Source organism: Bacillus sp. ISL-51, from assembly GCF_018613535.1.
In the GTDB taxonomy this organism is placed as follows: domain Bacteria; phylum Bacillota; class Bacilli; order Bacillales; family Bacillaceae; genus Bacillus.
This window is the reverse complement of record NZ_JAGGQB010000003.1, coordinates 62,282-81,929: the sequence shown is the minus strand read 5'-3', so window position 1 is coordinate 81,929 and position 19,648 is coordinate 62,282. Positions and strand designations below refer to the sequence as shown.

General features: G+C 46.6%; 17 protein-coding genes. 14 read left to right on the top strand and 3 right to left on the bottom strand.

Going from position 1 to position 19,648, the window contains the following annotated elements; genetic code table 11:
• Positions 1–7 precede the first annotated feature (7 nt).
• Positions 8–925: a DMT family transporter gene (locus tag J7E26_RS02040; RefSeq protein WP_214802837.1), complete on the bottom strand. Its 918-nt coding sequence runs from the start codon at positions 923–925 to the stop codon at positions 8–10.
• A 97-nt stretch (positions 926–1,022) separates the two neighbouring features.
• Between J7E26_RS02040 and J7E26_RS02035 the strand changes: the two genes are divergently transcribed.
• Entirely contained in the window at positions 1,023–1,916 is an 894-nt protein-coding gene (locus J7E26_RS02035; RefSeq protein ID WP_214802842.1) for a LysR family transcriptional regulator, read from the top strand.
• A gap of 90 nt (positions 1,917–2,006) precedes the next feature.
• Complete coding sequence (locus tag J7E26_RS02030) at positions 2,007–3,014, top strand: LLM class flavin-dependent oxidoreductase (RefSeq protein WP_214802845.1); 1,008 nt, start codon at positions 2,007–2,009, stop codon at positions 3,012–3,014.
• Between the two features lie 46 nt (positions 3,015–3,060).
• Here the strand turns inward: J7E26_RS02030 and araR are convergent, their stop codons facing one another.
• Positions 3,061–4,149 carry an arabinose utilization transcriptional regulator AraR gene (gene araR, locus J7E26_RS02025; protein ID WP_214802848.1) on the bottom strand — a complete coding sequence of 363 codons (1,089 nt, stop codon included), beginning with the start codon at positions 4,147–4,149 and terminating at the stop codon, positions 3,061–3,063.
• A gap of 251 nt (positions 4,150–4,400) precedes the next feature.
• On the opposite strand from araR, the gene araE reads away from it, so the two are divergent.
• The 3 genes from araE to gap all read left to right on the top strand — a co-directional run bounded on the left by araE (position 4,401) and on the right by gap (position 8,146).
• Entirely contained in the window at positions 4,401–5,795 is a 1,395-nt protein-coding gene (gene araE, locus J7E26_RS02020) for an arabinose-proton symporter AraE (protein WP_214802851.1), read from the top strand.
• Between the two features lie 275 nt (positions 5,796–6,070).
• On the top strand, positions 6,071–7,105 hold the full coding sequence (cggR, locus tag J7E26_RS02015; RefSeq protein WP_214802854.1) for a sugar-binding transcriptional regulator: 1,035 nt from the start codon (positions 6,071–6,073) through the stop codon (positions 7,103–7,105).
• 33 nt (positions 7,106–7,138) lie between these two features.
• Positions 7,139–8,146 (top strand): type I glyceraldehyde-3-phosphate dehydrogenase, encoded by a 1,008-nt coding sequence (gap, locus tag J7E26_RS02010; protein ID WP_214802857.1) that lies wholly within the window; start codon positions 7,139–7,141, stop codon positions 8,144–8,146.
• 113 nt (positions 8,147–8,259) lie between these two features.
• On the opposite strand, the gene J7E26_RS02005 is transcribed toward gap, so the two are convergent.
• Entirely contained in the window at positions 8,260–8,400 is a 141-nt protein-coding gene (locus tag J7E26_RS02005) for a hypothetical protein (protein WP_214802860.1), read from the bottom strand.
• Positions 8,401–8,459: 59 nt separating this feature from the next.
• On the opposite strand from J7E26_RS02005, the gene J7E26_RS02000 reads away from it, so the two are divergent.
• The 9 genes from J7E26_RS02000 (at position 8,460) to J7E26_RS01960 (ending at position 19,641) form a co-directional block, all read left to right on the top strand.
• The gene (locus J7E26_RS02000) at positions 8,460–9,644 is read left to right on the top strand and encodes a phosphoglycerate kinase (protein ID WP_214802864.1); all 1,185 of its coding nucleotides are present in this window, start codon (positions 8,460–8,462) and stop codon (positions 9,642–9,644) included.
• A 25-nt stretch (positions 9,645–9,669) separates the two neighbouring features.
• Positions 9,670–10,431, top strand: a complete 762-nt coding sequence (tpiA, locus tag J7E26_RS01995) for a triose-phosphate isomerase (protein ID WP_214802866.1) — start codon at positions 9,670–9,672, stop codon at positions 10,429–10,431.
• Entirely contained in the window at positions 10,424–11,959 is a 1,536-nt protein-coding gene (gene gpmI / locus J7E26_RS01990) for a 2,3-bisphosphoglycerate-independent phosphoglycerate mutase (protein ID WP_214802870.1), read from the top strand. Before tpiA ends, gpmI begins: the two co-directional genes overlap by 8 nt.
• 29 nt (positions 11,960–11,988) lie before the next feature.
• The gene (gene eno / locus J7E26_RS01985; RefSeq protein ID WP_061521628.1) at positions 11,989–13,281 is read left to right on the top strand and encodes a phosphopyruvate hydratase; all 1,293 of its coding nucleotides are present in this window, start codon (positions 11,989–11,991) and stop codon (positions 13,279–13,281) included.
• A 167-nt stretch (positions 13,282–13,448) separates the two neighbouring features.
• On the top strand, positions 13,449–14,723 hold the full coding sequence (locus J7E26_RS01980) for a M20/M25/M40 family metallo-hydrolase (protein ID WP_214802873.1): 1,275 nt from the start codon (positions 13,449–13,451) through the stop codon (positions 14,721–14,723).
• Between the two features lie 259 nt (positions 14,724–14,982).
• Entirely contained in the window at positions 14,983–16,317 is a 1,335-nt protein-coding gene (locus tag J7E26_RS01975) for a nucleotide sugar dehydrogenase (RefSeq protein WP_214802876.1), read from the top strand.
• Positions 16,318–16,329: 12 nt separating this feature from the next.
• Positions 16,330–17,496, top strand: a complete 1,167-nt coding sequence (locus J7E26_RS01970) for a DegT/DnrJ/EryC1/StrS family aminotransferase (protein ID WP_214803103.1) — start codon at positions 16,330–16,332, stop codon at positions 17,494–17,496.
• Positions 17,493–18,422, top strand: a complete 930-nt coding sequence (locus J7E26_RS01965; protein WP_214802879.1) for an NAD-dependent epimerase/dehydratase family protein — start codon at positions 17,493–17,495, stop codon at positions 18,420–18,422. Before J7E26_RS01970 ends, J7E26_RS01965 begins: the two co-directional genes overlap by 4 nt.
• The gene (locus tag J7E26_RS01960; protein WP_214802882.1) at positions 18,388–19,641 is read left to right on the top strand and encodes an aminotransferase class V-fold PLP-dependent enzyme; all 1,254 of its coding nucleotides are present in this window, start codon (positions 18,388–18,390) and stop codon (positions 19,639–19,641) included. Before J7E26_RS01965 ends, J7E26_RS01960 begins: the two co-directional genes overlap by 35 nt.
• Positions 19,642–19,648 lie beyond the last annotated feature (7 nt).

Genomic DNA, 19,648 nt, shown 5'->3' with positions numbered 1-19,648 from the left:
GAGTTTTTTAATGAACGGCCTTTTTTTCTGCGGCCAGAGCCGGTGTTTTCAGCTTCTTAGGTGTCATATTGACAAAGCAAATACTTGTGACGATCAAGAGAAGCCCGGCCAGAAGGCTGAAAGTCAGCGGCTCATGTAAAAAAATCGAGCTTACAACAATAGAGATCAGCGGAATGAGGAAGGTGTAAGAGGCAACCTTGCTCGCTTCCCCTGAACCGACAAGCGTAAAAAAGACAAGCCAGCCGAGTGCGATGACAAATACCGAAATAAAAAGAAGGCTGAGGATAAACGGAGCTGTCCATTGAATCGCCGACCAGCTTTCCGTAAATTCTCCGGAGCTGACAAGCAGCACGCCGCCGATGAGAAGCTGAAGAGCGACCATCCAGATGGAATCGACGCGGCTTCCCGTTTTTTTCACAAATACCGTGCCGAGCGCCCAGCTGACCGCTGAACCGAGTGCCAAGAGGATGCCTATAAAGGAAATATGCCCTCCGAAGCCGGCAGCGCTGATGACGGCCACCCCGGCAAATCCGAGCACAAGCCCGGCGATTTTCAGCGCAAACATCGATTCCCCAAGCCACAGCCAAGAAAAAATGCCCATCAAGACAGGCTGAAAGAACACGATAGCAGAAAATAAACCTGCCGGCAGGTAATTCAGGCCGATCGTTTGCAAGCCGTAAAATAATGTAATATTTAAAATGGCAGAAACAAGATAGATCGGCCACGTTTCTTTAAACCTCAGCTTGCTGAAACGGGGCAGCGCGACAATCAGCAGCAGCAGCCCGCCGATAAGCGTCCGAATCCCGGCGAACAGCAGGGGCGGGGAATAGGCGAGCGCCGCTTTTGACAGCGGCCAGTTAATCCCCCATACGGTGACTAAAAACGCGAGCAGAAGAGCCGTCTGTATTTTAGTAGGCTGTTTCACTTCGTTCACTCCTTGTAGAACAATTCCATCATATGATACGGTAATCAGGAAGATAAATAAAATGAATCTTTTTTATAAGGAGTATAAGTAAAACATTATGACGATCACACAGTTACGGGTTTTTGTCAAAATAGCAGAAACGGGAAGCTTCACAAAAGCGGGGCAGGCGCTGAACATGACACAGCCTGCTGTCAGCCACGCGGTCTCGGCGTTCGAATCCGAGCTCGGCGTCAAGCTGATCATCCGTGACCGCCGAAACGGCTTAATGCTCACAGATACAGGGAAAAAAATCCTCGTTCATATCAGGGAGGTGCTCAAAGGCACCGAAAAAGTCGAACAGCTGGCCGCCGCAGAAAAGGGGCTGGAGCAGGGAACGATTCACATCGGCACATTTCCGGCCGCTTCCGCTTATTTTATGCCCAAGCTCATCAGCGTGTTTAAGCAAAGATATCCGAAGCTTGAGCTGGTGCTCCATGAAGGAACGGCGGACGAAGTGAAGGAATGGCTTCATTCCCGCGTGATCGATGCCGGTATCCTGCTTTTTCCGACGGAAGACATGGATTATCTGCTGCTGAAAAAAGACAAAATGGCAGCGGTCATGCACAAAGATCATCCGCTGTGCACCCGTTCATCCGTGACGATAAAGGATTTGGACGGCGAACCGATGATCGTATGCGACGGCGGTTACACATCCCCGTTTGCAGGCCTGTTTAAAAAAGCCGGCGCCGAGCTTTGCGCCGCCTTTACCGTTTTTAATGTCAGCACATCTATTAATATGGTCCGGGAAGGCTTAGGTTTGGCGATTTTATCAGAAATATCAATGGCCGGCACTCCGCTTCCGGATGAAGTGGTGATCAAAGAGTTTACGCCGGACGTATTCAGGGAGGTGCAGCTGGCCGTTCCTTCTATAAAAGACGCATCGCTTGCCGCCAAGCTTTTTGTTGAGATCGCCGAGGAGCTGTTCATCCATGAGAAAACCGCCGCTGAATGATTGTTCGAATTTCATCGAATCAATTTCTTTAATTCACGGCAAGAGCTGTGGTAAGGTGTGATATCACACTAAACCATAAAGGAGAAAACGATGGCTGAACATACATTAAAAGATACTGCGTTTTCCGTATTAAATTTGTCTCCGATCGTGCAGGGAGGAACGGTTGCCGAATCGTTCCGCAATAGCATGGATCTGGCCCGCCGCGCCGAAGAATGGGGCTATAACCGCTATTGGCTGGCGGAGCATCATAATATAGAAGGCGTCGCAAGCTCGGCGACGTCCGTGCTGATCGGGCATATCGCCGGCGGTACGAAAAAAATCCGCGTCGGCTCAGGCGGTATTATGCTGCCGAACCACTCGTCACTTGTCATCGCCGAGCAATTCGGCACCCTTGAAACGTTATACCCGGGGCGGATTGATCTCGGGCTCGGGCGCGCGCCGGGAACGGATCAATTAACGGCAAGAGCGTTAAGACGAAATGTTAACAGCGGGGAGGATTTCCCTGAGCAGCTTGAGGAACTGAGAAATTACTTTAAGCCGTCAGGCAATGTGCGCAATCAAGTCCGCGCCATCCCCGGCGAAGGGCTTGACGTGCCGATTTGGCTGCTTGGTTCAAGCGGATTCAGCGCCCGTCTTGCCGGAGAGCTGGGGCTTCCGTTTGCATTTGCGGCCCACTTCTCGCCGAAAAACACGGTGCCCGCATTAGAACTGTACCGCAGCTCATTCCGCCCGTCAGACGTGCTGGATAAACCGTACGCGATGGTCGGTGTCACCGTCATCGCGGCAGATACGGATGAAAAAGCGGATTATTTGGCGACATCACATTACCAAAGATTTTTAGACCTCGTCCGCGGAACGCCGAACCAGCTCAAGCCGCCTGTAGAAGATATGGATCAAATCTGGTCGCCGTATGAAAAAGCGATGGTCGATGATCAGCTCAGTTCAACGATCGTCGGCGGGCCGGATAAAGTAAAGGAAAAGCTGGAAAGCTTTATTCGGACGACGCAGGCAGACGAAATCATGGTGAATTCAGAAAGCTTTGAGCATGCTGACAGAATGCGTTCGTTTGAAATCATCGCAAATATAAAAAACAGCTGATATGAAAAAAAGCAATGTGTACGGAGCTCCCGTCACATTGCTTTTTTTACTCCCCAATCTGCTTAACAGAATTCCTAATAATCAATTCCGGTTCATACACCACATCTTCCTGCTTCGGCTTTTTATGCTCTAAGCAGTCAATGACATACTTCGCCGCCGCTTTCCCCATAATCGATTTCGGGTGCTTTACGGAGGTAAGCTTCACCTCGGAAATTTGGGCGAAATGAGAGTCGTCGTAGCCGATGACAGACACATCATCAGGCACCTTTAACCCTGACTCCCTCAGTAAATTAATCGTTCTCAGCGCGATTTCGTCGTTATAACAAAGAATCGCCGTCGGATAAGAACCGCTGTTTTGTTCAAGCGTGCGTTTGATTTTTTCAAGCAGCACGGTTTCTTTTTCTTCTGTCGTGAAAGTCACGATCATGTCGGGAGAAGGAAACAGCCCCCGCTCCCGGTGCGCCTGCAGGTAGCCGTTCATCCGTCTGACGCCCTGTGTGTCATCGGCTTTAAAGATGCCCATGATGTGAGAGTGGCCGAGGGACATCACATATTCAGCCGCCATCATGCCGCCTTTCACATCATTGACGGAAAAGCTTGGCGCTGCAAGCTCCGAATACGAAGCGTTAATCATGGCAAACGGAATGCCGTTTTTCTCAAGATTAAGATAGTAGCCGATATTCGGCGTTTGCAGGGCGCTTTTTGTAGGCTCGACAATCAGTCCGTCGATATTTTTGGACAGCAGATTTTCGAGGCCTCTTCTTTCGCTTTCTGTATTGTTGTTAGTGCTGGTCAGCAGCATCGAGTAGCCCTGCTCGCTTAAATAAGATTCGATTCCCCTGATGATGCTCGGGAAAATATAGTCTGATATGTAGGTTGTAATGACACCGATCGTTTTGTTTGAATGTCTGGCTGATTTTGCCGAGCGTGAAGCGACAAAGGTTCCCCCGCCCTGAACGCTGTAAAGCAGCCCTTGCGAGACCAAATCCCCGATCGCTTTTCTGATCGTATGGCGGCTGACGCCGAACTGCTGCATCAGCTCATTTTCCGTAGGCAGCTTTTGATCAGGCTGTATTTTGCCTTGATTCAGCCAGGAACATATTTCTTCTTTTACTTGAGCATATTTCGGTAGCATATGAATTCCTCCAAAATGTATACGGACAAATTTCAGTATAACATAGTAAGCCCTTTCATAAAATGATAAAAATAATTGACAGAAAGTGAAAAACTGCTTATTCTTTATTTGTACGTACTAATTAAGCTGATTTTTACTTAAAATTCTTAATAAGTACGTACAATTATGGCGGTGTATGAAAAAAGGAACACGGCGCCGGCACTGTAATATGTAAGCGTTTTTATTCCATTATTAGCGGGAGGGTAAATGACATGAAAAATCACCCGGCACCAATTGATTCAAATGTACCTGTTACTCGGCAGCATTCCATGGGATTTGTCATTCTCATTTCTTGTGCGGCCGGACTAGGAGGTCTTTTGTACGGTTACGACACAGCGGTGATTTCCGGCGCGATCGGCTTTTTAAAGGAGCTGTACCGCCTGAGTCCTTTCATGGAAGGACTCGTGATTTCAAGCATTATGATCGGCGGCGTTTTTGGCGTCGGTATTTCCGGTTTTTTGAGTGACCGCTTCGGACGGAGAAAAATCCTGATGGCGGCAGCGCTTTTGTTTGCGGTCTCAGCGGTCGTCTCGGCGCTTTCTCAAAATGTTTCTTCCTTAATTATCGCGAGGATCATCGGCGGCTTGGGAATCGGAATGGGCTCCTCGCTTTCTGTCACGTATATCACCGAAGCCGCCCCGCCGGCCATACGGGGCAGCCTGTCCTCGCTGTATCAGCTGTTTACGATATTAGGAATCTCCGGCACTTATTTTATTAACCTTGCCGTCCAGCAATCAGGCTCATATGAATGGGGTGTGCACACCGGCTGGCGGTGGATGCTCGCTTATGGTATGGTTCCGTCCGTCATCTTTTTTATCGTCCTGCTTGTGGTCCCGGAAAGCCCGCGCTGGCTGGCGAAAGCGGGGCGGACGAAGGAAGCCCTCTCTGTATTGACGCGTATTAATGGAGAAACAGTTGCGAAAGAAGAAATCAAACAAATAGAAACTTCTTTACAATTAGAAAAAATGGGATCGCTGTCCCAGCTGTTTAAGCCGGGTCTGAGAAAAGCGCTGATCATCGGCATCCTGCTGGCCCTGTTCAACCAGGTCATCGGAATGAACGCGATTACGTATTACGGACCGGAAATCTTTAAAATGATGGGCTTCGGCCAGAATGCAGGATTTGTAACGACCTGCATCGTCGGTGTCGTAGAGGTGATCTTTACCGTTATTGCGGTCCTTTTAGTAGATAAAGTCGGCCGGAAAAAACTGATGGGCGTCGGTTCGGCCTTTATGGCGCTGTTTATGATATTGATCGGCGCGTCCTTTTATTTTCAGCTGGCCAGCGGGCCTGTGCTCGTCATCATTATTTTAGGGTTCGTTGCCGCTTTCTGCGTTTCAGTCGGGCCGATTACATGGATCATGATTTCAGAAATCTTTCCGAATCATCTCCGCGCCCGAGCCGCCGGCATCGCGACGATCTTCTTATGGGGGGCAAACTGGGCGATCGGCCAGTTCGTGCCGATGATGATCAGTGCATTCGGCCTCGCCTATACTTTTTGGATATTCGCCGTCATTAACGTCCTCTGTTTTTTGTTTGTCGTGACGATCTGTCCGGAGACTAAAAACAAATCCTTGGAAGAGATAGAGAAGCTCTGGGTAAAATGAAAGCGTTTTAATGAAGGAAGTCCCCTTAAGCCTGCCGCAGCGGGCTTCTCTCTGTCACCTTTTTATCATATTTGTATATAATAACTTTATAAAGGAGATACTGGTAAAATCTGCGAAGAATGTCGAGGAATTAGCCTTTAACAGTTGAATTAACAATGTCACCCTGTTAAAATAATTAAAGAAAGCAGACATAATTTTTTTTGGCTATGATGGGACGTTTTTTGTCATAGCGGGACATTTTCTGTCCAGTATGAATAGGAAGGAACGTTTGAGTCATGAACCAGTTAATACAAGCTCAAAAAAAATTATTGCCTGATCTTTTGCTTGTGATGCAAAAAAGATTTGAAATCTTGCAGTATATCAGGCTTACTGAACCAATCGGCCGCAGAAGTCTGTCAGCCAGCCTCGGATTGACCGAGCGCGTGCTCAGAAGCGAGGTTCAGTTTCTGAAAGAACAGAATCTCATTGATATTAAAACAAACGGCATGACACTGACGGAAGAGGGCTATTCACTGCTTTCGATTCTGGAAGATACGATGAAGGATGTTTTAGGATTGACGCTTTTGGAAAAGACATTAAAGGAGCGGCTTAATCTGAAAGACGCCATTATCGTTTCCGGAGACAGCGACCAATCTCCTTGGGTTAAAAAAGAATTGGGGAGAGCGGCCGTCGCATGTATGAAAAAGAAATTTTCAGGAAAAAATATCGTCGCTGTAACCGGCGGTACGACAATTGAAGCTGTCGCTGATATGATGACGCCGGATTCAAAAAACCGCGAGCTCCTGTTTGTGCCGGCAAGGGGCGGTTTAGGCGAAAACGTCAAAAATCAGGCGAACACCATATGCGCACATATGGCAGAAAAAGCTTCAGGCACTTATCGGCTTTTGTTTGTTCCGGGACAGCTGTCACAAGGGGCCTATTCATCTATTATTGAAGAGCCTTCCGTAAAAGAGGTGCTCAACACCATTAAATCAGCGAGTATGCTGGTTCACGGAATCGGTGAAGCTAGAACAATGGCGGAGCGCAGAAACACGCCTCTGGAAGATTTGAAGAAAATAGATGACAACCGCGCGGTGACAGAAGCATTCGGCTACTACTTTAACGCGGATGGCGAAGTCGTCCATAAGGTGCATTCAGTCGGAATGCAGCTCGATGACATCGACGAAATTCCCGACATTATCGCGGTAGCGGGCGGATCATCAAAAGCAGAAGCGATCGAGGCTTATTTCAAAAAGCAGCGAAACACGGTTCTCGTCACGGACGAAGGAGCCGCAAAGAAGTTATTAAGGGATACCAGTCCCTCAATATAAATATCTCTCACTTATTTAAAGGAGGAAACAATCATGGCAGTAAAAGTCGGTATTAACGGTTTTGGTCGTATTGGACGTAACGTATTCCGCGCAGCATTAAATAATCCTGAAGTTGAGGTCGTAGCGGTTAACGATTTAACAGACGCTAACATGCTCGCTCACCTTTTACAATATGATTCTGTACACGGAAAATTAGACGCTGAGGTTTCAGTTGACGGTAACAACCTTGTTGTTAACGGTAAAACAATTGAAGTTTCTGCTGAGCGCGATCCTGCGAAACTCAGCTGGGGCAAACAAGGCGTTGAAATCGTAGTTGAATCTACTGGTTTCTTCACAAAACGCGCAGACGCTGCAAAACACTTAGAAGCTGGCGCGAAAAAAGTAATCATTTCTGCACCTGCTAACGAAGAAGATATCACAATCGTTATGGGTGTTAACGAAGATAAATACGATGCGGCTAACCATGACGTTATCTCTAACGCATCTTGCACAACAAACTGCCTTGCGCCGTTTGCTAAAGTACTTAACGATAAATTCGGCATCAAACGCGGTATGATGACAACTGTTCACTCTTACACGAACGATCAGCAAATCCTTGATCTTCCGCACAAAGACTACCGTCGTGCGCGTGCAGCAGCTGAAAACATCATTCCTACATCAACTGGTGCTGCAAAAGCAGTTTCTCTCGTTCTTCCTGAACTGAAAGGCAAACTGAACGGCGGAGCTATGCGTGTCCCGACTCCAAACGTTTCTCTTGTTGACTTAGTTGCTGAACTGAACCAAGACGTAACGGCTGAAGACGTAAACGCAGCTCTTAAAGAAGCGGCTGAAGGAGATCTTAAAGGAATCCTTGGCTATAGCGAAGAGCCATTAGTTTCTGGCGATTACAACGGAAACAAAAACTCTTCTACAATCGATGCTCTTTCTACAATGGTTATGGAAGGCAGCATGGTAAAAGTAATCTCTTGGTACGATAACGAAAGCGGCTACTCTAACCGCGTTGTTGACCTTGCAGCTTACATCGCGAAACAAGGTCTTTAATTCATAGCTCCCTGAAAGGGCCGGACTTGGTTCTTTCGGACAGAAACGCTATAATGAAAGCGGACAAGGGAAGGGGACGGACTCCCTTTCCCTTTTTCCATGAGGACCTGCTTTCAGAGAACGCCGGAATTGGTGAAGAACGCTCGCGTTTTGCATCTGTGCGGCACTTTCGTTTCCGGGCCGCCTGCCCAGGCTCCGAAGACGATCTGCCCCGTGCCGACAGCTGCAATCTGCCCCGCGGCGGAACGCATCATAAGGCGGTTTCACGTTTTTCGTGCTATGTAAACCATTTTGAAGGAGGATCTCCTAAGGCATGAATAAGAAAACAGTAAAAGACATCGACGTAAAAGGCAAAGTCGTATTCTGCCGCGTTGACTTTAACGTTCCAATGAAAGACGGGGAAGTAACAGACGATACTCGTATCCGCGCTGCGCTTCCAACCATTCAATACCTTGCAGACCAAGGCGCAAAAGTCCTTCTGGCAAGCCATTTAGGCCGTCCGAAAGGCGCAGCTGCAGAGGAGCTTCGTTTAACTCCTGTCGCTGCACGCTTAGGCGAACTGCTCGGAAAAGAAGTGAAAAAAGCGGATGAAGCTTATGGCGATGCTGTAAAAGCAAAGATTTCTGACATGAAAGACGGAGACATTCTCGTATTAGAAAACGTACGCTTCTACCCTGGTGAAGAGAAAAACGATCCTGAGCTTGCAAAAGCATTCGCTGATCTTGCAGATGTATATGTCAATGACGCTTTCGGTGCTGCCCACCGCGCGCATGCATCTACAGCAGGAATCGCTGAACATCTGCCGGCCGTTGCAGGGTTCTTAATGGAAAAAGAGCTTGATGTTCTCGGCAAAGCCGTTACAAATCCTGAGCGCCCGTTTACGGCGATCATCGGCGGAGCGAAAGTAAAAGACAAAATCGGCGTGATCGAAAGCCTGCTTGATAAAGTGGACAACCTGATCATCGGCGGAGGTCTTGCTTACACATTCGTCAAAGCCCTCGGATATGAAATCGGTAAATCTTTGCTTGAAGAAGATAAAATCGAGCTCGCGAAATCATTCATGGACCGTGCGAAAGAAAAAGGCGTGAAATTCTATATGCCTGAAGATGTATTGGTTGCGGATGATTTCTCTAACGACGCAAACGTAAAAATGGTGCCGGTTTCTGAAATTCCAAGTGATTTAGAAGCGATTGATATCGGAACGAAAACACGCGAAACGTATGCTGATGTTATCAAAAACAGTAAACTTGTCGTGTGGAACGGACCGATGGGCGTATTCGAAATCGACTTGTTCGCTCAAGGCACAAAAGCTGTGGCTGAAGCGTTGGCAGAGGCAAAAGATACATACTCTGTCATCGGCGGAGGAGATTCTGCGGCAGCCGTTGAAAAATTCGGCCTTGCTGACAAAATGAGCCACATCTCAACAGGCGGCGGCGCTTCCCTTGAATTTATGGAAGGCAAAGAGCTTCCAGGGGTAGCGGCGCTGAACGATAAATAAAAACTGCTATAAGGAAGTGGAACAGATGAGAAAACCAATTATAGCCGGTAACTGGAAAATGAACAAAACACTCGGCGAGGCTGTCAGCTTCGTTGAAGAAGTGAAATCTTCCATTCCAGCAGCAGACAAAGCGGAAGCCGTTGTTTGCGCGCCAGCGCTTTTCTTAGAAAAGCTGACTTCTGCTGTTAAAGGAACTGACTTAAAAGTCGGCGCCCAAAACATGCACTTTGAAGAAAACGGTGCGTTCACAGGTGAAATCAGCCCGGTCGCTCTGAAAGACCTTGGCGTGGACTACTGCGTCATCGGCCACTCTGAGCGCCGTGAAATGTTCGCTGAAACTGACGAAACTGTCAACAAAAAAGCGCATGCCGCGTTCAAACACGGTATCGTGCCGATCATCTGTGTAGGTGAAACGCTTGAAGAGCGCGAAGCCGGCAAAACAAATGATCTTGTTGCCGATCAAGTGAAAAAAGGCCTTGCGGGTCTTTCTGAAGAACAAGTTGCAGCTTCTGTTATTGCTTACGAGCCAATCTGGGCAATCGGAACAGGCAAATCTTCAACTTCTAAAGATGCAAACGACGTGTGCGCGCATATCCGTCAAACCGTCGCTGAAAGCGTCAGCCAGGAAGCAGCTGACAAGCTCCGCATTCAATACGGCGGCAGCGTAAAGCCTGCAAATATTAAAGAGTATATGGCAGAGTCCGATATTGACGGTGCTTTGGTCGGCGGCGCAAGCCTTGAACCGCAGTCATTCGTTCAATTATTGGAGGAAGGTCAATATGAGTAAAAAACCAGCTGCACTCATCATTCTTGATGGGTTCGGATTACGCAATGAAACAGTCGGAAACGCAGTCGCACAAGCGAAAAAACCGAATTTCGACCGTTATTGGAACCAATACCCTCATCAGACGCTGACCGCTTCAGGCGAGGCTGTCGGACTGCCGGAAGGGCAGATGGGGAACTCCGAAGTCGGCCACTTAAATATCGGCGCCGGACGTATTGTGTACCAAAGCTTAACACGCGTGAACGTTGCCATCCGTGAAGGGGAATTTGAACGCAATCAAACGTTCCTTGACGCGATCAGCCACGCGAAAGAAAACAACAAAGCGCTTCACCTGTTCGGCCTTCTGTCTGACGGAGGCGTACACAGCCATATCAATCATTTGTTCGCGCTGTTAAAGCTTGCGAAAAATGAAGGGCTGACGAAGGTGTATATTCACGGTTTCCTTGACGGCCGCGATGTAGGCCCGCAAACAGCGAAAACCTACATTCAGCAGCTGAATGAGCAAATCAAAGAGATCGGTGTCGGCGAAATCGCCAGCATTTCCGGACGCTACTATTCCATGGACCGCGACAAACGCTGGGACCGTGTGGAAAAAGCGTACCGCGCAATGGCGTATGGCGAAGGCCCGTCTTACAAGAGCGCGATGGATGTAGTAGACGATTCTTATGCGAACGGCATTCATGATGAATTCGTCATTCCGTCCGTCATTACAAAAGAAAACGGTGAACCTGTTGCGACAATTCATGACGGCGATTCTGTGATTTTCTATAATTTCAGACCGGACCGCGCCATCCAGATTTCCAACACGTTTACCAATAAAGATTTCCGCGACTTTGACCGCGGGGAAAACCATCCGAAAAACCTGCATTTCGTCTGCCTGACTCATTTCAGTGAATCAGTTGACGGATATGTAGCTTTTAAACCGGTAAACCTTGATAATACGGTCGGTGAAGTATTATCACAGCACGGATTAAAACAGCTTCGCATCGCGGAAACCGAAAAGTATCCGCACGTCACGTTCTTTATGAGCGGCGGCCGCGAAGAAGAATTCCCGGGTGAAGAGCGCCTCCTCATTAACTCGCCGAAGGTTGCAACATATGACCTGAAGCCTGAAATGAGCGCGTATGAAGTGAAGGATGCCCTTGTAAAAGAAATCGCGGCTGACAAGCATGACGCGATCATCCTGAACTTTGCAAACCCTGACATGGTCGGCCACTCCGGAATGGTCGAACCGACGATTAAAGCGATTGAAGCAGTGGATGAATGCTTAGGCGAAGTGGTTGACGCCATTATCGCTAAGGGCGGACACGCCATCATTACCGCTGATCACGGTAATGCAGACGTTCTGATTACAGAATCCGGCGAACCGCACACTGCCCATACGACAAACCCAGTCCCTGTCATTGTGACAAAAGAAGGCGTGACTCTGCGTGAAGGCGGAATCCTAGGCGACCTTGCACCAACGTTATTAGACCTTCTCGGTGTTGAAAAACCGAAAGAAATGACTGGAACATCTTTGATTCAAAAATAATTGTAGAAATCAAAAGGAGAGACAAACACATGCCATACATTGTTGATGTTTATGCACGCGAAGTATTAGACTCCCGCGGCAATCCAACAGTTGAAGTTGAAGTATATACAGAAACAGGAGCATTCGGCCGCGCTTTAGTTCCAAGCGGTGCTTCTACAGGTGAATACGAAGCAGTTGAGCTTCGTGACGGCGACAAAGACCGTTACCTTGGAAAAGGCGTGTTAACTGCGGTTAACAACGTAAATGAAATCATTTCTCCAGAGCTTCTCGGCTTTGACGTAACAGAACAAAATGCAATCGACCAGCTTTTAATTGAGCTTGACGGTACTGAAAACAAAGGCAAGCTTGGCGCTAACGCAATCCTTGGCGTATCTATGGCTGTTGCCCGCGCTGCTGCTGATTTCTTACAGATTCCTCTTTATCAGTATCTTGGAGGATTCAACTCAAAAACACTTCCTGTACCGATGATGAACATCGTAAACGGCGGAGAGCATGCTGACAACAACGTAGACATTCAAGAATTCATGATTATGCCTGTAGGCGCGCCTAACTTCCGTGAAGCGCTTCGCATGGGCGCTCAAATCTTCCACAGCCTGAAATCAGTTCTTTCTGCTAAAGGAATGAACACAGCTGTAGGTGATGAAGGCGGATTCGCTCCAAACCTTGGTTCTAACGAAGAAGCTCTTCAAACAATTGTTGAAGCAATCGAAAAAGCCGGCTTCAAACCTGGCGAAGAAGTCAAACTTGCAATGGATGCTGCATCTTCCGAGTTCTACAACAAAGAAGACGGCAAATACCATCTGTCTGGCGAAGGCGTTGTGAAAACATCTGCTGAAATGGTTGACTGGTACGAAGAAATGGTTTCTAAATACCCAATCATCTCTATCGAAGACGGTCTTGACGAAAACGACTGGGAAGGCCATAAGCTTCTTACTGAGCGTCTTGGCAAAAAAGTTCAGCTTGTCGGTGACGACCTTTTCGTTACAAACACGAAAAAGCTTGCTGAAGGTATCAAAAACGGCGTAGGCAACTCTATCCTGATCAAAGTAAACCAAATCGGTACATTGACTGAAACCTTCGATGCAATCGAAATGGCGAAACGCGCAGGCTATACTGCCGTTATCTCTCACCGTTCAGGTGAAACAGAAGACAGCACAATCGCTGACATCGCTGTGGCAACAAACGCAGGCCAAATCAAAACAGGTGCTCCGTCACGTACGGACCGTGTTGCGAAATACAACCAGCTTCTTCGCATCGAAGACCAGCTGGCTGAAACTGCTCAGTTCCACGGTATCAACTCTTTCTATAACTTGAATAAATAATCAAAGACTGCCGAGATATTCTCTCGGCGGTTTTTTTTATAGTCCCGGGATATTCCCCTCCTTTTTGATCAGCTTCATTTGGTCATTATTATTCATTTTTCTCCTTTTTAAAGGAATCATTACGATTCGATCGAAAGGAAAAGGAGTTAATAAGAGGAGGGATTTTGATGAAATTTGCATTCATGTCAGCGGCCATAGCCGCAAGTGTCATATGGGGAGCGACAGCAGGGCCGCTGTACGAAACCCATGCTCATTCCAGAGGTATGGAGCCGGTTTTTGATGCTGATCGTGCATTAGAAACCATTTATGATCTAAGTGAAACGATCGGACCGCGTGAAACAGGGACTGATAAAGAAAAGGAAGCAGCTGAATATGTATCAAATCGGCTGCGGGCTGAGGGTGCCGCTGTCCGGGTACAGCCATTTCAATTAAAAAGATATTTTTCAGGCTCTGTCACGGCAGGCGATCATGAATTTCCGATTCGGTCAGCAGATAAATCCGCTGTAGAGAATGAGGTGAAAATAGACGCCCCCGTCTATAATGGTGACTGGGGATTAAGCGATGATTTAATAGGAGCCAAAGGAAAGATTGCGGTTATACGTGAAGGAAAGATCTCTATTTCACAAAAAATAAAACATGCCGAAGAAGCGGGAGCCAAAGCAGTTATTATTTATAATCGAACAACAAAACCGCTTGCTGTCCGTCCCCACGGCGACAAAGGAACAACTATACCGGCGGCGGGTATGAAAAAAGAAGACGGAGAAGCATTGCTGAAAGAAAAGCAGTCTGTCATTCAGTTCAAGGACTATAAAAACCGCACATCACAAAATGTAATAGGGACGCGCAAAGCAGCACATTCAAAACATCCTGATATTATTTATGTTACAGCGCATTATGACAGCGTAAAAGGAGCGCCCGGAGCTGATGACAACGCATCAGGCACGTCTGCGGTACTGGAAATAAGCAAGCAGCTTAAACACCTTCCGAAAAATAAAGAGATTCGCTTTATCCTATTCGGTGCAGAAGAATTATGGTCTGCGGGTTCATCCTATTACGTCAGTACGCTCACTAAGGATGAAATTAACCATAGCCAAGCCAACTTTAACGCAGATATGATCGCGACTGACTGGAAAGAAGCCAGTCAAATGTGTGTCACTACTCCGGACGGCAAGCAAAACCCGAGTGTCCGCTACGCTGAGAGTGCTGCTGAAAAATTGCATCTTATCAAGCCAAGTCTTATTCAGCTGGGATACTCGGACCACGTCTCTTTTTATGAAGCGGGAATTCCTTCGGCTAACTGGATTTGGCTCAGCCCTGAAACAAATGAGCCCGGGCCTTGGTATCACACCGTAAATGATAATATGAAACACATCAGCAAGGAAAGATTGAAGGAAGCGGGAGCACTTGTTTCTGCTGCTGTCTCAGAGGCAATTCAGCAATAAAAAGCAGGTTTCGGCCTGCTTTTTTTATTTTCAGTATATTCTTTCAAATGAGGGATATGTTCTTACTTATTCCCTTGTATATTCCTTATTATGGGTACATCATTTACAAATAAAAGAAAAATGGCTATTTAATGCCTAATTAACAAAAGGATGTAAAACCTATTTATCAAATTTTAACTTTTGTTATAATAACGATATCGATCGATATTTGTTTTAAATTGTAAAATAATATCCTTTTCTATCTATTAGGGGGCGAAAAATGAATACTGTCACAAAAGAAGTCAGCAACCTCGATCATAAACGGCTTTTAAATCTGATTGAAACGAAGCAGGCGATTGTAGGCGTATTAGGCATGGGTTATGTAGGATTTCCTCTTGCGCTGGAATGTGTCAATAAAGGATACAGCGTTATCGGTTTCGACAAAAACAGTGAAAAAATCTCCTTGCTAGCCGACGGACGAAGCCATATTAATGATATAGAGGACAATAGACTGAAAGAGGCTTTACAAACAAAGCGTTTTCAAGTCAGTGCCAACATGTCTCTCATCGAAAAATGCGACATTATTGTGATATGTGTACCGACACCCCTGGACAAAAAAGATAAGATCCCCGATTTAACCTACATCGACAGTGCAGTTGACAGCATGATTGCTTATGGAAAGCCAAATCAGCTTTTAATTTTAGAAAGCACCACTTATCCTGGTACAACGAAAAAAAAGATTGCCGAAAGAATGGAATCCAGCCGCCAAATGAAAATAGGAACAGACTTTTTCACGGCTTATTCTCCAGAAAGAATCGACCCGGGCAACAGCCAATATGAAGTTTCTGATATTCCTAAAGTAGTCGGCGGAATAACACAGAATTGTACGGAACTTGCCTCAGCGTTTTACAGCACTATCGTTACCAGCATTCATCCGGTCACCTCACCTGAAGTAGCAGAAACAGCTAAACTCCTAGAGAATACCTACCGTTATGTAAATATAGCTCTCATCAATGAAATGGCGCTTAATTGCCGTGAACTTCATATTGATATATGGGAAGTCATCAACGCGGCGGACACGAAGCCGTTCGGCTTTCAAAAATTCAGCCCAGGCCCGGGAGTAGGCGGCCACTGTATCCCGATTGACCCTTTTTATTTTAAGTGGATCGCTAATCAAAAGGGGCTGCAAACAAAATTGATTGATCTGGCTGATGAAATCAATTCTAAAATGCCGATTTCTGTGTCTGACTATGCTTTGAAATTAGCCGGCAAAGAAAAATGCAGCATCTTATTAATAGGGGCGGCTTATAAAAAAAATACAAATGATTCGCGCGAATCCTCGGCGTTTACGATTATCGGGGAATTGATGGACAAGGGCTGCACGATAGATTATCACGATCCGTTTATCAGGGAAATCCGCTTGAACGACGGCAGTATCAAGCATTCTGTCCCTCTCACAAAAGAACAAATCAATCAATATGATGTCATCATTATTCATACTGACCATGATGTTATAGACTACAGCGTCTTGCAGGATGCCTCACCGATTATTTTTGATACGAGAAATGTATGCCGGGAAAAAACAGCTGACAGTTGCAAGCTTGTCACATTATAGGAGGGAACAGTCATTAGTAAGCGATTTATCTCTTTTCACAGACCTGATATAACAAATGAAGAAATAGCAAGCGTAGCTGAAACGATTCAATCGGGATGGATTTCGAAAGGCCCGAAGGTAATAGATTTCGAAAAAAGATTAGGGGAATTCATAGGAGCAGAACACGTAATCAGCTGTAATTCAGGCACCGCTGCATTACATATGGCTTTACTTGCACTCGGTGTAGGAGAAGGCGATGAAGTCATTGTGCCGAGCTTTACGTTCTGTTCAAGTGTCAATGTCATCCTGCATGTAGGAGCCGTACCGGTTTTTGCGGATATTTGCGAGAAGGATTTATGTGCAGACCCGGAGGATGTCAGACAAAAAATAACGCCGCGCACAAAAGCGGTTATTGCCGTTCACTTTGCCGGTTATCCGGCTGATTTGGGAAAGCTTCATTCAATTTGTAAAGAAAATGAACTGTATTTAATTGAAGATGCCGCACACGCGCTCGGGACAAGATATAACGGTGACATGATCGGCACTCATGGCGATGCTGTGTGCTTCAGCTTTTACGCCACTAAAAATATTACAACGGGTGAAGGCGGAGCTCTAGTTGTGAAAGACGAACAGGCTGCTGAGAAAGCGAGACTGTACGGCTGGCACGGCATTACAAAAAATGCTTGGAACCGCTACGGCGAAAAAGGCAGCTGGAGATATGACGTTTTACTGCCGGGTTTTAAATACAATATGACGGATATTCAGGCTGCACTTGGGCTGGTTCAGCTGAATAGAGCAGTTGAAATCCAAGAAAAACGGGAACAGATCGCGCAATATTACGCGGCTGAGCTATCAAATCAATCAGCCAAAGCCGTGCTCCCGCTGATTGACATTCCGAACGGAATCACGCACTCATGGCATTTATTTATTTTACGGATTCAAGAAAGCGGCGGCATGGACAGAGATCTGTTTATCGAGAAAATGAAAGAAAAAAATATCGGGCTTAGCGTCCACTTTATCCCGGTGCATATGCACCCTTATTATAAAGAGCATTTTCCCGCTGTATTGCCTGTAACCGAACGAATTTTCCCTGAAATCGTATCGCTTCCCCTTTACAGCCAATTATCAGATGAGGATTGCGAATATATCGTGAAGTCTATAAAAGAAGTTTTGACTATCAGCCAGGAGGTCGGACAATGAAACACATTGCCATCATCGGCGGAGCCGGTTTTATTGGAAGTGAATTAGCGGCACTATTACAAAGTAAGGGCTATCAGACGATTATTGCAGATCAAAAAAAGCCGGATTTCGATACGGCTTATCGCCATACGAATATTCTAGACCGACAGTCACTCCGTGAATCATTGCGGGGGGCGGATGCGGTTGTCCATTTAGCGGCGATGGTCGGAGTAGACAGCTGCCGAAGCAATGAAGAAGACGTCATACGGGTCAACTTTGAAGGCACGAAAAACGTCACCGAGATATGCAGGGAATTAGGGATAGACACTCTGCTCTTCTCATCAAGCTCTGAGGTGTTCGGAGATTCACCTGATTTTCCCTATACCGAGACGAGCCGAAAGCTTCCGAAATCGGCTTATGGAAAAGCAAAGCTGCAATCAGAGGAATATTTGAGAGATCAGGCATCAGACGGATTGGATGTGCGGGTCGTCCGGTATTTTAATGTATACGGGCCGAGGCAGAGGGAGGATTTTGTCATAAACAAATTTTTCAGCTTGGCAGAGAATGGATGCGAGCTGCCGCTTTACGGCGACGGCGGCCAGATCCGATGCTTCAGCTATATCAGTGATATTGTCACCGGAACATATTTGGCACTCATCCATAAAGGAGATGTCTTTGAAGACTTCAATATCGGCAACGACCAGCCGATCACGATAAAAGAACTGGCTGAGAAAGTCAATCAGATCTCAGGCAGAAATAAGGAAAACTACATGTTTAAAAAACTCGGTGAAGACGGAGTGAGAGGAAAAGATATCGAGATTTTTAAACGGGCGCCTTCCATCGAGAAGGCAAAACGTTTGCTTGGTTACGCTCCGAAAGTAGGTCTGGATGAAGGTCTGAGGATCATAAAAGATGAAAGACAAAAACACAAACTTCCATTATCCTAGGCACCCTGAACAGATCAAGTTTCCCATTTATCCGGGGCAGCTTTCAGGCAAAGGCCATCTGCATGCAGTGAAACATTTGCTTACAGCTAAAAAAAGCGGACTGGCCGAAAAATTGGAAAAACGTTATGGGAAAGGAATTGTACTGACATCCAGCGGCAGTGCGGCGTTGGTGCTCGCTTTGGCGTACTCGGGAGCCGGACCGGGGAAAGAAGTGATTTTTTCATCCTTCAGCTGTCCGAATGTCATTGATGCTGTGCTGCAATCCGGCGCGAGGCCTGTTTTTGCGCAGCTGGATGATCATTTATCATTATCACTCGCAGATGTCAAAAAAAAAGCGAAGCGGCATACTTGTGCCATTATATTGACGCATGTATACGGCCGAAGAGAAAATACTGACATCATCAGCTGGGCGAAGGAAAACGGCATTTATATCATTGACGACGCCGCTCAAGCGATGTTTACGAAACAATCGGGAACATATGCCGGCGGCCTGGGCGATTTCGGCATATTAAGTTTTGGCCCGTCCAAGCCGCTTGGCAGCATCGGAGGCGGTGCTTTAATAGCGCCGAAAGAATTACTGCGGCAAAATACCAGTCCGCCAATGGAACGGCGCAGCCAGGTGGCAGCTGATTATCGATTATATATGAGGCAACAAAGAATTCAAGCCTTAATGAAACTCAAACGGCAGCAGCCCATTTCGTATGTATTGAAGAAAGCGGGTATGATGCCTTCCATAAAAGCCACAAAGCTTGAAGCCCTGCCGGATGTTCCAGCCCCAGTACCTGTGCTGCGCATGCATCCGGCAAGAGAAGCCATTATTGACTATCAGCTGACGCGTATAGATCAGCTTGTAACAGCTGCCGCACAAAACTTAGAGACAGCAGGAGAAATATTTACACAGGCGGAAGAGGAGTACGGCATAAAGATGATTCAGCCTCAAAAGGGAGAGTATTTGAATTATTTAACAATTGTATTCCCCAAAGATGAGGAGCGGTACAGGTGCTCTGTTTATTTAGCTGAAAGAGGGATTCAAACGTGCTGGAACTATCTCCCTCTCGAACTCATTCCGATTTATGAAACATATGCAGGACAGGGAGAGAAAAACCCGCTTTGGAAAAGGGTCCTTTCCCTGCCATTCAAACCGCCTCTTGATCAAGGACAGATAAGGTATATAGCCGAATCCGTTTTATCGTATGCAGAGAAAAAGAATAAGAACTGAATAGTGG